The following is a 13,953-nucleotide window of genomic DNA, read 5'->3' on the forward strand; positions in this document are numbered from 1 at the left end:
CCCTCAGGCCAGCAGGCTGCTCGCCTCTTCCTCGGTCAGCAGAGCCGGCTGCACGACATCGCCCGCGATGGCGACCGAGCCCTGTGTTTCACCGGAGCGCAGGATAGCCTCCATGACCTCCAGTACATGCAGCGCAAGGCTGCCGGAGGCCCGTGGGGTGTTGCCGGTTTGAAGCGAGCGCACCAGATCGGCGACGCCGAGCATGCGGTAATTGGCGCGATCGGGTGCCGCGTAAGGCCAGTTGCGGGCGCCGTAGAGCTCGCCCTCGCTGGCGAAATCCTGCCAGTCGGTGCCGCGTTCCGACAGCGACACCGTGCCGCCGAACGTGTCGGGGTCGGGCAGGCGCAGCGAGCCCTCCGTGCCGTGCAGTTCGATCGGATGGTTGGAGTGGCGAAAGACGTCCCACGAGGCGCCGAAGGTGACGGTCGCGCCGGAGCGGAACTCGAGCAGCGACAGCACATTGGTCGGCGTGCCGACCTTGAATGTGGTGTTCTTGAATGGCCCTTCGGCGGTGATCAGCCTTTCTTCCTGGCCGCGTGTCGCCATTGCCATGACGCGCTCGACCGGGCCGAGCAGATTGACCAGCATGGTCAGATAGTACGGACCCATGTCGAACACCGGGCCACCGCCTGGCTGGTAGTAGAATTGCGGGTTGGGGTGCCAGTGCTCCATGCCGCGGCCCATCATGAAGGCGGTGCCGGTGACCGGACGGCCAATGGCGCCCTGGTCCATCAACCGGCGCGCACGGCGCCCGGCAGCACCGAGGAACGTGTCGGGCGCCGAGCCGAGCAGCAGGCCGCGCGACCGCGCCTCATTGACCAGGCGCTGTCCATCGGCGGCCGAGGTGGCGAGTGGCTTTTCGGTGAAGACGTGCTTGCCGGCCGAAAGCGCGGCAAACGAAATATCGAAATGCGCCGCCGGAATGGTCAGGTTGAGGACAAGATCGATCTCGGGGTCGGCCAGCAGTGCATCGACGCCGAGTGCCCGTATGCCATATTCCTTCGCCCGCAGCGCCGCCATGTCGGCCGAGATATCGGCGCAGGCGCGCAATTCGATGCCGCCGAAGAGGGCGGCATTGCGCAGATAGGTCATCGAGATATTGCCGCATCCGATGACGCCGATCCCGAGTTTCGTCGTTGGTATCCCGTGCATTTTCGATCGTACCTCCCGATGCGCCATGCTCCGCCGGATCCGCCCAGCCGGCAACGGATCGCTTTCGCAAAGCGCTATACAACATTTTAAATATTGACGCGCGTAAAATTTTTATCCAACATGCGAAAATGCTGGCGCGATATCGGGAGGCTGCCAGCCCTGGGAGGAGAAAATGACCGACATGAAAAAACGGCCGACCGCCGATGCGAATCCCGTGGGTCATGCGCGCATTGGGTATTTCCGTCGTGGCCAGGGACCGCGATGGAGTCAGGCATAGATCACCTTGGCCCCGGTCCTATCAAGCTGGCTGCGTATCGCGCCGGACAGGCCATCGTCCGTGATCACGACATCGACGCTCGACAGCGAAAAGGCCTTTGAGGTCCCGCTGACGCCCCATTTGCTCGAATCCGCAAGGAGGACAACGCGCCGGGCCATGCGCACGAGGTTTCGCTTCGTTCGCGCCATGTCTTCGTTCACGTCGACCACATCCAGTGACGAGTCAATCGCATGCGCTCCAACAAAGACCTGATGCGCTACCAAGCCGCCGAGAGCCGTGTCGGCATCGGTGATCAGTGTGCTCACCGTGTCTGGATAGACCCGGCCGCCGATCATGTGAACGTCGAGCCCGGGCCGATGCATCAGATGCTGCACGATATTCATCGCCGTGGCCGCGACCACGACATTGCTGAGCGGCGGTAACAGCATGGCAACCTGCATCAATGTCGAGCCGCCGTCGAAGATGACCGATTGGTTGTCCTCGAACAGTTCTACCGCTGCCCGGGCGATGCGTTTCTTTGCATCGAGGTTCGTTTGCATCCGCCGGGCGAACGCGGCCGTGGTCGAATCCGTGGTCCGGGTCACTGCGCCTCCACGGGTCTTGGTCAGCAGTCCCTTGCGGTCCAGTATCTCAAGGTCGGAGCGCACCGTGACTTCCGACACGCCAAAATCGTCTGACAGGTCCTTGATGCGAACCTGTCCGCTGCGTTGCACTTCACCCAGGATCGACTGGCGTCTCTGCTCTGACAACATGCCCTGTCCTTGCCTCCATGCGCCAAGCGATCGCCCTGGCTTCGGTTCACTCTACCAAAAATACGCGAATTCGAAAGCTTTCGAAAGATTGCATTTGTCCTTTCTTTCGCAAACACTAGGTCTAGGATTTTGAAATCAATCGATTGGAGAGTTTTGGACTCATGAGCCTCGGAACCAAGGTGCGCCTGGCGCGCCTCTTCTCACATCCATCGGGGAATCTTTTTGGCGGCGCGGTCGACCACTTTGTCGGCTATGGCGACGTGCGCAAAGGAGGTCTTGCCGACCTGCCGGGCGCGCTTGCACGCGTCATGGTAGGCAAACCCGACTACGTCAGCATCCAGCCTGGCACTGCGCGCCATCTGTGGCCGCAATACGCGGGCAAGGCTTGCCTGGTGATCCAGGCCGGCTGCTTCACCCCGGACGATCGCATCAGTGAACTGATTGCAACGCCCGAGGATGCGGTGCGCGCTGGCGCCGATGCGTTGGCCGTGGCCATTCCGGTGCGCGGCGCGACCGAGGGCAAATACATACGCTGGCTGACCGATTCGGTGAATGCGGCGGCCCGTTACGGCATGCCGGTGGTGGCGCATATCTACCCTCGCGATTTCACCGACGGGGCAAAAATCGTCTTCACCCCCGACGAGATCGCCTATGCGGCACGCATCGGCTACGAGTCCGGCGTCGACGTGATCAAGATCGGTTACACGGGCGATTTCGAGTCGTTTCGAGAGACCGTTCGGACCTGCCCGGTGCCGGTTGTGATCGCCGGCGGTCCGAAGACCGACACGCTGCTCGGCGCCCTTCAGCAGACGGCGGACGCCATCCGTGCCGGCGCGCGCGGTGCCGTGGTGGGTCGCAATCTCTGGGGGCACGGCGATCCGGAAAAGGCAGCGATCGCCTTTCGAGGCGTCATCCATGACGGCCTTTCGGCGCAAGACGCCTTGGCGAAGGCGGGTGCCTGAACGATGCCCACCGTCCCTTCAATCCTCGGCTTCGGAGCTATTGCGATCGACGACATCGTCTATGTCGATCAGCCGTTGTCGGCGGGCAAGGGGAAGGTTCTGCAAAGTGCCCGAGCTTTCGGAGGAAATGTCGCGACGGCACTTGCCGCCGTCGCGCGGCTCGGCGGAAGCGCCGGGTTCGTCGGATGGCTGGGCAATGCCGCCGACGACGCCGTGTTGTGCGATCTCGTTGCGAGCGGCGTTGAAACCGCGTTCGCGCCGCGCCACCCGCACGCGCGCCCGGTGCGCTCGCGGATCACCGTCGGTTCGGATGGCGAGCGATTCATCGCGTATGACGACGAAGCGATGCTGGGCACCGCGCCGGACTTTCCGGACGAGGTTCTCAGCCGCGCGACAGTCCTGATCGTCGACAGTTACGGGATCGGGTCGCTGGATGTCGTGGCCCGGGCTCGCGATCTCGGCCTTGCGATCCTCGGTGATGTCGAATGGAGCCACGGCCCGGCCACCGAGAGACTGATCGGGCTCTGCGACCATCTCATTCTTCCGCTCGGCTTTGCGCGGACCGCCACCGGCCGCCGGTCGCCGGCCGAGATACTCGACGCATTGTGGTTGCCGTCGCGGTCCGCCGTGGTTCTGACGGATGGCGGCAGGGGCGTCTTCTATCGCGGACGCGACCAGACAGGGCTCTGGCACCTGCCTCCGCACCGGGTTGCCGTCGTCGACTCGACCGGCGCCGGTGACTGCTTTCATGGCGCCTATGCCCTTGCATTAACGCGCGGGGCCGACACCGCAGGCCGGGTCGCATTCGCGGCTGCGGCGGCGGCCCTTTCGATAACGGGGCGGGGCGGACGCGAGGCGCTTCCGACCAACGACCAGGTCATGGAACTTCTGGCATCGACGAAAGCGCCGTCGGCAGTCGAACTGAAATATGCGCGGCTCGATACCGGAACTTAGTCCGAACTATCCGAGGAATATTTCGCAGGTGAACATAAGCCGAGGACAATCATAAAAATCAGTGGCTTAGACTTGTGGAGGGAGGAATATGGCAGAAGTCGTTCTTGAGAATATCTGCAAGACATACGGGAACAATTTTCACGCAATCGACCAATTGAGCCTGTCGGTCAAGGACGGCGAGTTTTTGATTCTCGTCGGGCCGTCCGGCTGTGGCAAATCCACCGCGTTGCGGATGATCGCGGGATTGGAGGACGTCACCAGCGGCAGCCTTCGGATCGGCGGAGTCGACGTTGTCGACATGCCGCCCAAGGACCGCGACATCGCGATGGTCTTCCAGAGCTACGCCCTCTACCCGCATATGACGGTGTTCGAAAACATCGGCTTTTCGATGCGGCTGGCGGGCAAGCCGAAGGCCGAGCGCAAAAAGCGCGTGGACGAGATCGCCAAAACCCTTCAACTGACGTCTCTGCTGGACAGCAAGCCCGCGAACCTTTCAGGCGGACAGCGTCAAAGGGTTGCCATGGGCCGCGCCATGGTGCGCGAGCCGGCAGCCTTTCTCATGGACGAACCCCTTTCCAATCTGGACGCGAAACTGCGCGTTCAAATGCGCGCCGAAATCACCAGTTTGCAAAAGCAGCTCGGCGTAACGACCATATATGTGACCCACGACCAAACCGAAGCCATGACGATGGGCGACCGGGTCGCGGTGTTGAAAGGCGGCGTGCTGCAGCAGGTCGACACACCCAAGAGGCTCTATGAATCGCCGGTGAACGCCTTCGTTGCCGGCTTCATCGGGTCTCCTTCAATGAACCTTTTCGAGGCGACCCTGACGGGCGACGAACTGATGTCCGGCGCCTTAGCCATCCGGCTGCAGGATGCAGCCTTCGTCCGCAGGCCGGACTTGAGGTCGTATGCGGGGCGCAAGGTCGTGTTCGGGATACGACCGGAGGATCTCTATGACAGCAGCCTCGAATCCGGCCGCAAGTATCAGACGATACCGGCAAAGGTGACCTCGATCGAAGAACTTGGATCCGAACAAATCGTCCATCTCGACATCGACGCGGTCCGGGTGGACTCCGGCGACCCCGACGCGGTGCAGGATTTCGGCCTGGCGTCGAATGCGGTGGCGAAATTCGAACCGGTCAGCACAGTCCGCTCCGGCTCGGAAATCAGCTTGGCCCTGGATGATACCAAGCTCCATTTCTTCGATCCCGAGACGCATCTGGCAATCTGAATATCAGCGATAAGACCCGCGGGTGAGGGTGAGGCACCTGCATAAGAAGACTTGTGAATAACCAGACGATCGGCCGCATTGTGCGGTCGAATATAAAGAAGGAGGAGAAGATGACGTTTCGTATAAAACCCGCGATGCTGAAAATAGCCGCAGCCGCATGGTTGCTTGGCGCAACCGGCGCCATGGCGGATACGACGCTGGAATTCACCCAATGGTGGGAGCCCGAATTGCCGGCTGGCTCGCTCAGGGCAATCATGGATGACTTCGAGGCCGCAAATCCAGGAATCAAAGTGACGCTGGTCAGCGGCCCCTACGCGACCACGCGCGACCAGATCTCGGTTGGTGCTGCAACCGGAACGCTCAGCGACGTCGTCGGTCTCGACGGTGCCTGGGTGAACAATCTGAATGCGCAGAGCGCACTCGCCGACATGAATCCGATGATGGATGCGAGCGGTTTCGACAAGAGCCAGGTCGCGGACATCGTCAAGGTGGACGGCAAGGCGGTGATGTTTCCCGTGGCTTCTTTCGTCTATCCGGTCTTCGTGAATTTGGACCTCGCCGCCCAGGCAGGCGTGACCAAGCTGCCGTCGACCCGTGCGGAGTTTCTCGAAGCCGCCAAGAAGATGACGATCGCCGACAAGAACCAGTATGGCTGGGTGCTGCCCCTCTCGCTGCAAACGCCATCCGGCGTCCAGAACGACATGATGTCGTGGGTTTGGGCTTCGGGTCAGTCGATGATGGCGGACGGCAAGCCGGACCTTGAGGGCAAACCGGTGGTGGATATGCTCACCTTCGTCAAATCTCTCAACGACGCCGGAACCATCTCGCCCGGCATCGCCACCAAGACCGAGCAGGAAAAGGTCGAGGAGTTCGTCAACAACCGCGTCGGGATGATGATCGACTCGCTCGCGCATGTGAACCTCATCCGTAAGCGCAATCCCAAGCTGAACTTCGACCTCATCCCGGTCCCGGTCGTGGAAAACTATACCGGCAAGCGCGGCCTTCCCTATGCCTCCTGGGGCATCGGCATCTCTGCTGCCTCGAAACATCAGGAAGAGGCCTGGAAACTCGTCCAATATGTGATGAGTGAAAAGGTGAACGCCAAGCTCGTATCGCTTGCAAACGCCTTCCCGGGCAACGTCAACGCCCAGCCCGATTTCGTGACCTCGGACAAGGCTTTCGGCAAGGCTTTTGAAATCTTCAAGACCGGTTATCTCGCCAATGAGTTCACGGGCCTGCCGGTGGCAGAAGACCTGATGACCCAGTTCGACGTGCAAGCTCAAAAGATGCTCGCCGGCGAGCAATCTCCGGAACAAGCCGCAGCCGCCGCTCAGAAGGGCTGGATGGCGAAATTCTGATCGGCCTGTTCCCGTTTGCTATCTTTGACCGGGTGGCCTGACTTCGGGCAGGCCACCCGGCAACAACGGATCGGCAATTTGAGTGGACCTGTTTTTGAAGCTTACCTTCTCTTGAAGGCGTATCCCAAGGTTGGCACATGACCCGGCAAAAGCGCTCCCACCATAAGCTTAAACGAGCGGTCGCACCCTACCTCTATCTGTCGCCCTCGCTGCTCATAATCGGGCTTCTGATGCTGCTGCCGATGGTGACGGTGATTGGCTACTCGTTCCAGAACAGCGCGGTGCTGCGTCGTGACCCATCCTTTGCCGGACTGAAACACTACCAGGCGATCTTCGACGACCCCGTGTTCTGGGCTTCGCTGTGGCACACGCTCTACTTCACATGCATGAGTGTCATTTTCCACATGACCATTGGCATGGCCTTCGCGCTCATGCTGAACAGCGACCGCATCAATCCGACGCTGCGCAATATTCTGCGCGTGCTCTACATATTGCCCTGGCTGTTCACCGCGGTGATTATCGCCGTGATCTGGCGCCTGCTGCTTGAGCCGAACGGTGTCGTGAACAGCATACTCATGCAAATCGGCATCATCGGTTCCAAGGTCGAATGGTTTTCCTCGCCTGAGACCGCGCTGCACGCCGTCACCTTCGCCAATATCTGGGCGGGCTATCCGCTCTTCATGGTCAGCCTGCTCGCGGGTTTGCAGGGCATTCCCAAGGATTTCTACGAGGCCGCCGATATCGACGGGGCGAAAGCCTACCAGAAGCTGATCTTCATCACCATTCCGCAGCTGATGCCGATCATCATCAGCATCTCGCTGCTTGACTTCATCTGGACCATGCAGGTCTTCCCATTAATCTGGATAACGACGGGCGGTGGCCCGATCTACTCGACCGAGGTCCTCAGCACCTACACGTACAAGCTGGCGTTTTCGAGCTACAACCTGTCGCAGGCTTCGGCGAGCGCTGTGGTCATCTTGTTGATCTCTCTCGGCCTGACGCTGTTCTATATTCGCTATCAAAAGGCTCGGTAGTCATCATGAGGAAAAGGCATACGCCGAAAGACAGGCTGATCACCGTCGCGCTCCATGTAGCGCTTGCAGCGGGGCTCTTTTTCGCGGCATTTCCGATCTACTGGATGCTGAGCAGCTCGTTCAAATCGAATACCGAAATCTTTGCCCTGCCACCAACCATCCTGCCAAAGGCGTTTACGCTGGAAGCGTATGCAGCCATCCTTGGCGACCCGGTAAAGCTGCGCTTCTTCTTCAACAGCTATTTCGTGGCGGGAGCGGTGACTGTGCTGACGGTGCTGATCGCCCTGCTGGCGGCCTACGGGTTCAGCCGCTTCAACTTCCGCGGCAAGGGCAGCCTCAACACAATCATCATCAGCACGCAGACGATTCCGCCGATCACACTTTTGATCCCCTTCTTCGGGCTCGTCGTCTCATACGGCATCTTCGACACCTATGTCGCACTGATCCTGACTTATCTGGTGTTTACGCTGCCCTACGCGATCCTGCTAATGACGGGGTATCTGAACACCTTGCCCCGCGATCTCGATGAAGCTGTAGCCGTCGATGGCGGCACCAGTTGGACAGCGCTTTGGCGGGTGATAGTCCCGATTTCACTGCCTGGCATCGTGGCGACGTCAGTCTACACCTTCCTGTTGTGCTGGAACGAATTTCTCTTTGCGCTGACACTGACGAAGTCAACGTCCATGCGCACCGTCCCGATCGGCATCCAGCTGTTGATGGGGCAGCACGCCTTCGAATGGAACCAGATGATGGCAATGAGTGTGCTCGGCTCGCTACCGCTCTTGCTCATCTACCTCGTTGCCCAGAGGTACTTCCTCGCCGGCATGACCGCGGGCTCGGTCAAGTAGGACGTCCATCCGACGGCGACGCAGGGTGGCATCAAGCAATAGGCGATACCAAGGAATGAAAGGATGAACGTGAAAGACCTCAAAGTCGGCTGCCAGACCTTCACCTGGGAAATGCTGGGAGACCGGTTCACCGGCGGCCCCGACGATCTGCTGAAGGCGATCTCTGACGGTGGCTATGCCGGCATCGAGATCACCGACACCATGATCGGACATTATGGCGACAAGCCGGAGGAGTTCGCCGCCGCGCTGAAGGCGTCGGGGCTGACGCTGGTTTCCTTCGCCTTTGGCTCGAACAGTGGTTTTACGCTGAAGGAGGAGATCGGCGCCGATCTCGAGACCGCCAAACGCTGGATCGACTTCGCCGCCGCCTTCCCTGGCGCGCTCGTGTCGATGGGCTCTGCGACGGTGGTCTCCGACGGTCCGCGCGACGACAAATTCGCCATCGCCGCAGAGGTCTACAACGAGGCTGGCGAGCTTGGCCGCAAGACCGGCGTCCAGGTCGCGGTGCATCCAAGCTCGCACCACAACACGCTGCTGTTCGACCGGGCCGACTACGACACGATCTTTGCCTTGCTCGATCCCGATCTGGTCGGTTGGGTGCCGGATACCGGCCATATCCTGCGCGGCCACAAGGACATGGCCGACACGCTGCGCACCCACCGCGACCGCATCCGCTACATCCACCTCAAGGACGTCGATGCCAACGGTACCTGGGCCATGCTTGGCAAGGGCGTCTGCGACACGCCTGCGGTCATCGAGATCGCCGGCACCGCACCGCGCTTCAATGGCTGGCTGGTGCTGGAGGAAGAATCCGAAACGGCCGCCGCCGATCCCGCCGGCGCGGTCAAGACCAACCGCCAGACGATGCGCTCCTACGGCGCCTGAAGAACGAGACGATGATCAAGAAACAGGACAGACGCCTCAGGGTCGGCGTGCTCGGCTGCGGCCCCATCGCGCAGTTCGCGCATCTGGAATCCTGCGCCAAGGCCGGCAATGCCGACCTCTACGCCATCTGCGACGCGGCACCCGATCTGCTTGCGCGCATGGGCGCGACCTACGAGCCGCAGAAGATGTATTCCGACTATGAGGCAATGCTCGCCGATCCTGAGCTGGAAGCGGTGATCGTCGCCACATCGGACGCCTATCACGTGCCGATGTCGATCAGGGCGCTCAACGCCGGCAAGCATGTTCTCTGTGAAAAGCCGATCGGCACCTCGGTTGAGGAAGGCGAGGCGCTGGCCGAAGCGGTCAGGCGCTCGGGCAAGATCCTGCAGGTCGGGCACATGAAGCGCTTCGATCCGGCACTGGAGGCGGCGCGCGACTTCGTTCGAGACGAGATCGGCGAAGTGCTGGCGCTGAAGGCCTGGTACTGCGATTCCACCCATCGCTACACCAACACCGATGCCGTGCAGCCGCTGCCCGTCACCAGCAGGCTAGCCAGGAAGCCAGCGGGAAATCCCAAGGCTGATCTCAGGCAATATTTCATGCTGGCGCATGGCTCGCATCTCGTCGACACGGCGCGTTTCCTGTGTGGCGAAATCCTTGCGGTCCGCGCGCGCCTCAACGAGCGTTTCGGCGCCTATTGCTGGTTCGTCGAGACCGAGTTCGCCAGCGGCGCGCTCGGCCATCTCGACCTGACGGTTGCCGTGCGCATGGACTGGCACGAAGGTTTTCAGCTCTATGGCGAGAACGGCTCCGTTATCGCCAGGACATTCAACCCTTGGTATTTCCGCGCCAGCGAGGTCGACATTTTTCATGAGAAGGACGCGACATCGCGCCGGCCGCTCGGCGCCGATGGCCATTTCTTCCGCCGCCAGCTGGAAGGTCTTGCCGACACGGTGCTGAACGGCGCGCCGATGCGCGGCGCCAATGTCGAGGACGGCATCGGCTCGATCCGCGCCATGGTCGCCATCGCGCGTTCGGTGGTATCAGGCGAGCGAGTCGAACTCGCCTCGGTTTCGGGGGCGGTGTGATGCGTCTCGGCATTTTCGCCAAGACCTTTGCCGGCACCGACCCGGCCGCCGTGCTGGCTGCGGTGAAGCAGTCGGGATACGAGACGACGCAGCTCAATCTGGCCTGTGCCGGCCTGCCGTCGATGCCGGATGCTGTGCCGGCGGACGCCATCGCCTCCATCCGCACCGCAGCGCAATCGAGCGGTGTCTCACTTGCAGCACTTTCGGGCACCTACAACATGGCGCATCCCGACAAAGCCGTGCGCGACGATGGCCTTCGGCGTCTCGCCGTCGTCATCGAGGCTGCTGCTGCCCTCGACATCCCGCTGGTCACGCTCTGCACCGGCTCGCGCAACGCCGCCGATCAGTGGGCCTATCATCCCGACAATGCCGATCCGGCCGCCTGGTCCGACATGGCCGCCGAGATGGCGAAGGCGCTGGCGTTGGCCGAAGGTGCCAATGTCGATCTCGGCATCGAGCCTGAGCAGGCCAACATCGTCACCTCGGCCAGGGATGCGACCCGGCTGATCGCCGAGATGGGATCGAAGCATCTGAAGATCGTGCTCGATCCGGCAAACCTGTTCGACCACGCCACGCCCGGCGAGGCGCGCGCCATCGTTGCCGCCGCGATCGACGAGGCCGCCGGCCACATCGCCATGGCGCACGCCAAGGACCGCTATAGTGACGGCCGCTTTGCCCCATCAGGGCAAGGCATCGTCGATTTCCCGGATTTCGGCGCGCGGCTGAAGGCAGTCGGCTTCGAGGGATCGCTCGTCACCCACGGGCTGTCCGCCGACGAAGCCCCCGATGTCGCCGCCTTTCTGCGAAGGCTCCTCTGATGGGCGCCGCCCCGACGATCCTGCTCCGCGACGATGCAGCGCTTCGTGTCTTCGACACGGGGCAGGGCAGACTTCCCGTCGTCTTCCAGCATGGCCTCGGCGGTGACGCAGCGCAGGTCGCGCAGAACTATCCCGACAGCCCGTCATACCGCCGGCTGACCGTCGAATGCCGCGCGCAGGGCGGTTCCGGCGCCGGTAGCAAGCGCCCGTTTTCGATCGCGATGTTCGCCGATGATGTGCTGGCCGCCGCAGATGCGGCCGGCCTCGACCGTTTCGTCGCCGGCGGCATTTCGATGGGTGCGGCCATTGCCTTGCAGCTTGCCGCCCGCCACCCGGACCGCGTCCTGGGTTTGGTGCTTGTTCGCCCTGCCTGGGCTTTCGACGCGGCACCGCAAAACATGCGCCCTTACGTGGAAGTGGCGGAGCTCATCCTCAGCCGTCCTTTATCGGAGGCGCGAGATATCTTCGCGGCGTCCGCGACGACCGCACGCTTTCGAACCGAAGCGCCGGACAATCTTGCTTCCCTGCTCGGCTTCTTCGCGCGCGAAGACGCGCCCGTCTTCGCCGAGGTGATGCAGGCGATCGCAGAGGATGGACCTGGCGTGACGCGGGCAGCGGCCGCTAGCCTTGCGTTCCCTACGCTCGTCATCGGCAGCGGCATCGATCTGGTCCATCCGCTGGCCGCCGCCCGCAGCCTCGCCGACGCCATCCCCAATGCGACCTTTGCCGAGGTGAGGCCGAAGGCCACCGACAAGGAGCGCCATTTCGCCGAAATTCGCGCCGCCATCGCGGACTTTCTCGACATAAATTTCAACAACCAGGACCAGTCATGATCTCGAAACCTCTCTCAGGCCCGGCCGCCATCGCCGCATTGCCGCGCGACCGGATGATCGCCGAATTCTCGCTCTGGTCGGCCAATCTCGCCAATTTCGAAAACGACTTGAAGCGCATCGAGCCCTATGTCGATCTTCATCATATCGATGTGGCGGACGGTCATTTCGCACCGTCCTTCCTGTTCTTCCCCGATCTCGTCGCCCGCATCGCCGGGCTGACGGCGAAACCCATCCACGTCCATCTGATGGTCGATGAAGCAATCGTCGAGGCGCAGACGCGCCAGTTCATCGAGGCCGGCGCCGACATGATCAGCGTCCATGCCGAGAATGGCGAGGCCGGATTGCGCGCCGTGCGGCTGGCGCGGGAGCTCGGCGCCGAGGCCGGCGTCGTACTCAGGCTGGAGACGCCTGTGGAAGCGGTGACGGCCTTTGCCCCGGAAGTCGCCTTCGTGACGCTTCTTGGAACCGCAATCGGCGTCAAGGGACAGAGCCTGTCGGACAAGGCCTGCGACAGGCTGGGCGCTGCCCGCGCCATCCTGAGAAGGGCCGGCCGTGAGGCGCAGGTGGTTCTGGCGGCCGATGGCGGCATCCGCCACGAGACCGTGCCGTTGCTGCGTGCCGCCGGGGCTGAAACCGTGGTTCTCGGTTCGCTCGCCTTCGGTGACAAGGACCTCGCCGGCCGCATCGGCTGGCTGCACGGCTTGAAGGTCGCGGCATGACATCAGAAGCCGCCCTTGCGATCGATCTTGGCGGGACGGAGCTTCGCGCCGCCCTGGTCGACCGCGACGGCAAGATCCTGGCATTCGCGGCGGTGCCGACGCAGGCGCAGGCCGGTCCCGATGTGGTGATCGGCCAGATCGAGGCGTTGGCGGCGACAGTCCACGCCGAGGCCCCGGCACTTTCGATCGTCGGCGTCGGCGTCGGTGCACCGGGACCGCTCGATCCGCTGGCTGGCATTGCCGTCGGCCCGCCGACGCTCGCCGGCTGGCTGGACGTGCCGCTTGCCGACATCCTGGAACGGCGGCTCGGCCTGCCGGTGCGGCTGGAGAACGACGCCAATGCCGCGGCGCTCGGCGAATGGCGTTTCGGTGCCGGCCATGGTGCGGGCTCGCTGGTCTTCGTCACGGTTTCCACCGGCATTGGCGGTGGTGTCGTCGTCGACGGGCGCATCCTGCATGGCCGCCGTGGCCTTGCCGCCGAGATCGGTCACATGACCATCACCAATGAAGGCGAGCGCTGCGTATGCGGTGTCGTTGGCTGCTTCGAGGCCATCGCCTCGGGAACGGCACTTGGCCGCCGCGCCAGCGCCGCCACGGCAGCCGGAGACGGCTCTACCTTGCGACGCTTCTCAGCGGACGCGGAGGTGACCGGCCGCCATGTCGTCGAGGCGGCACGGCTGCAGGACGCTCTTGCCTCGGCCTTGCTGGAGGAGGAAGCGCGCTGGCTGGGTGTTGGCTTCACCAATCTCCTGCATCTTTATTCGCCCGATGTGCTGGTCGTTGGCGGCGGCATCGCCAATGGGCTCGATCTGATGCTGCCGACCATCGAGGCGACCATCAGGCAACGGGCCATGCGCGCCTATCGCGACGTGCCGGTCGTTCAGGCCCAGCTCGGCCGCCATGCCGGGCTCGTCGGCGCCGCCAGCCTTGTGCTGTTCGACGACGGCGGCACTTTGGCAGCCCGCGTGCCTGTCGGCCCAAGCACGTTTCCGGACACGCCGCTGAGCAAGACCGGCACGGTCTGACGTTGCGACCTGCA

At 62.6% G+C, this 13,953-nt stretch carries 14 protein-coding genes; 12 read left to right on the forward strand and 2 right to left on the reverse strand.

Annotated features, from left to right (window positions below):
- Nucleotides 1–3: 3 nt before the first annotated feature.
- Nucleotides 4–1,152, reverse strand: a complete 1,149-nt coding sequence (locus tag NKJ00_RS02055) for a Gfo/Idh/MocA family protein (protein ID WP_352628512.1) — start codon at nt 1,150–1,152, stop codon at nt 4–6.
- Between the two features lie 267 nt (nt 1,153–1,419).
- Nucleotides 1,420–2,181: a DeoR/GlpR family DNA-binding transcription regulator gene (locus NKJ00_RS02060; RefSeq protein ID WP_023808795.1), complete on the reverse strand. Its 762-nt coding sequence runs from the start codon at nt 2,179–2,181 to the stop codon at nt 1,420–1,422.
- Between the two features lie 161 nt (nt 2,182–2,342).
- On the opposite strand from NKJ00_RS02060, the gene NKJ00_RS02065 reads away from it, so the two are divergent.
- From NKJ00_RS02065 to NKJ00_RS02120, 12 genes are all read left to right on the forward strand, one after another.
- Nucleotides 2,343–3,143: a beta/alpha barrel domain-containing protein gene (locus NKJ00_RS02065; protein ID WP_127255183.1), complete on the forward strand. Its 801-nt coding sequence runs from the start codon at nt 2,343–2,345 to the stop codon at nt 3,141–3,143.
- A 3-nt stretch (nt 3,144–3,146) separates the two neighbouring features.
- Complete coding sequence (locus NKJ00_RS02070; protein WP_352440062.1) at nt 3,147–4,097, forward strand: PfkB family carbohydrate kinase; 951 nt, start codon at nt 3,147–3,149, stop codon at nt 4,095–4,097.
- A gap of 88 nt (nt 4,098–4,185) precedes the next feature.
- Entirely contained in the window at nt 4,186–5,331 is a 1,146-nt protein-coding gene (locus NKJ00_RS02075; RefSeq protein WP_352628513.1) for an ABC transporter ATP-binding protein, read from the forward strand.
- Between the two features lie 110 nt (nt 5,332–5,441).
- Nucleotides 5,442–6,689: an ABC transporter substrate-binding protein gene (locus NKJ00_RS02080; RefSeq protein ID WP_352440061.1), complete on the forward strand. Its 1,248-nt coding sequence runs from the start codon at nt 5,442–5,444 to the stop codon at nt 6,687–6,689.
- 137 nt (nt 6,690–6,826) lie between these two features.
- The gene (locus NKJ00_RS02085; protein ID WP_023808791.1) at nt 6,827–7,723 is read left to right on the forward strand and encodes a carbohydrate ABC transporter permease; all 897 of its coding nucleotides are present in this window, start codon (nt 6,827–6,829) and stop codon (nt 7,721–7,723) included.
- A gap of 5 nt (nt 7,724–7,728) precedes the next feature.
- Nucleotides 7,729–8,571: a carbohydrate ABC transporter permease gene (locus NKJ00_RS02090; protein WP_023808790.1), complete on the forward strand. Its 843-nt coding sequence runs from the start codon at nt 7,729–7,731 to the stop codon at nt 8,569–8,571.
- Nucleotides 8,572–8,634: 63 nt separating this feature from the next.
- Nucleotides 8,635–9,456 carry a sugar phosphate isomerase/epimerase family protein gene (locus NKJ00_RS02095; RefSeq protein WP_023808789.1) on the forward strand — a complete coding sequence of 274 codons (822 nt, stop codon included), beginning with the start codon at nt 8,635–8,637 and terminating at the stop codon, nt 9,454–9,456.
- A gap of 11 nt (nt 9,457–9,467) precedes the next feature.
- Complete coding sequence (locus NKJ00_RS02100) at nt 9,468–10,544, forward strand: Gfo/Idh/MocA family protein (RefSeq protein ID WP_023808788.1); 1,077 nt, start codon at nt 9,468–9,470, stop codon at nt 10,542–10,544.
- Nucleotides 10,544–11,362, forward strand: coding sequence for a sugar phosphate isomerase/epimerase family protein (locus NKJ00_RS02105; RefSeq protein WP_352628517.1), 819 nt, complete (start codon nt 10,544–10,546; stop codon nt 11,360–11,362). Before NKJ00_RS02100 ends, NKJ00_RS02105 begins: the two co-directional genes overlap by 1 nt.
- Nucleotides 11,362–12,195 (forward strand): alpha/beta fold hydrolase, encoded by an 834-nt coding sequence (locus NKJ00_RS02110; protein WP_128302403.1) that lies wholly within the window; start codon nt 11,362–11,364, stop codon nt 12,193–12,195. Before NKJ00_RS02105 ends, NKJ00_RS02110 begins: the two co-directional genes overlap by 1 nt.
- Nucleotides 12,192–12,914, forward strand: coding sequence for a ribulose-phosphate 3-epimerase (locus tag NKJ00_RS02115; RefSeq protein ID WP_352628519.1), 723 nt, complete (start codon nt 12,192–12,194; stop codon nt 12,912–12,914). The genes NKJ00_RS02110 and NKJ00_RS02115 overlap by 4 nt, the downstream gene beginning before the upstream one ends.
- Complete coding sequence (locus NKJ00_RS02120; RefSeq protein ID WP_352628521.1) at nt 12,911–13,939, forward strand: ROK family protein; 1,029 nt, start codon at nt 12,911–12,913, stop codon at nt 13,937–13,939. Before NKJ00_RS02115 ends, NKJ00_RS02120 begins: the two co-directional genes overlap by 4 nt.
- Nucleotides 13,940–13,953 lie beyond the last annotated feature (14 nt).

This window comes from Mesorhizobium sp. M0227, assembly GCF_040321855.1.
In the GTDB taxonomy this organism is placed as follows: domain Bacteria; phylum Pseudomonadota; class Alphaproteobacteria; order Rhizobiales; family Rhizobiaceae; genus Mesorhizobium.

Bases quoted from the DNA above. Each gene is read 5' to 3' on its own strand.
- NKJ00_RS02055 (WP_352628512.1), bottom strand. From the start codon at position 1,152: ATGCACGGGATACCAACGACGAAACTCGGGATCGGCGTCATCGGATGC.
- NKJ00_RS02060 (WP_023808795.1), bottom strand. From the start codon at position 2,181: ATGTTGTCAGAGCAGAGACGCCAGTCGATCCTGGGTGAAGTGCAACGC.
- NKJ00_RS02065 (WP_127255183.1), top strand. From the start codon at position 2,343: ATGAGCCTCGGAACCAAGGTGCGCCTGGCGCGCCTCTTCTCACATCCA.
- NKJ00_RS02070 (WP_352440062.1), top strand. From the start codon at position 3,147: ATGCCCACCGTCCCTTCAATCCTCGGCTTCGGAGCTATTGCGATCGAC.
- NKJ00_RS02075 (WP_352628513.1), top strand. From the start codon at position 4,186: ATGGCAGAAGTCGTTCTTGAGAATATCTGCAAGACATACGGGAACAAT.
- NKJ00_RS02080 (WP_352440061.1), top strand. From the start codon at position 5,442: ATGACGTTTCGTATAAAACCCGCGATGCTGAAAATAGCCGCAGCCGCA.
- NKJ00_RS02085 (WP_023808791.1), top strand. From the start codon at position 6,827: ATGACCCGGCAAAAGCGCTCCCACCATAAGCTTAAACGAGCGGTCGCA.
- NKJ00_RS02090 (WP_023808790.1), top strand. From the start codon at position 7,729: ATGAGGAAAAGGCATACGCCGAAAGACAGGCTGATCACCGTCGCGCTC.
- NKJ00_RS02095 (WP_023808789.1), top strand. From the start codon at position 8,635: ATGAACGTGAAAGACCTCAAAGTCGGCTGCCAGACCTTCACCTGGGAA.
- NKJ00_RS02100 (WP_023808788.1), top strand. From the start codon at position 9,468: ATGATCAAGAAACAGGACAGACGCCTCAGGGTCGGCGTGCTCGGCTGC.
- NKJ00_RS02105 (WP_352628517.1), top strand. From the start codon at position 10,544: ATGCGTCTCGGCATTTTCGCCAAGACCTTTGCCGGCACCGACCCGGCC.
- NKJ00_RS02110 (WP_128302403.1), top strand. From the start codon at position 11,362: ATGGGCGCCGCCCCGACGATCCTGCTCCGCGACGATGCAGCGCTTCGT.
- NKJ00_RS02115 (WP_352628519.1), top strand. From the start codon at position 12,192: ATGATCTCGAAACCTCTCTCAGGCCCGGCCGCCATCGCCGCATTGCCG.
- NKJ00_RS02120 (WP_352628521.1), top strand. From the start codon at position 12,911: ATGACATCAGAAGCCGCCCTTGCGATCGATCTTGGCGGGACGGAGCTT.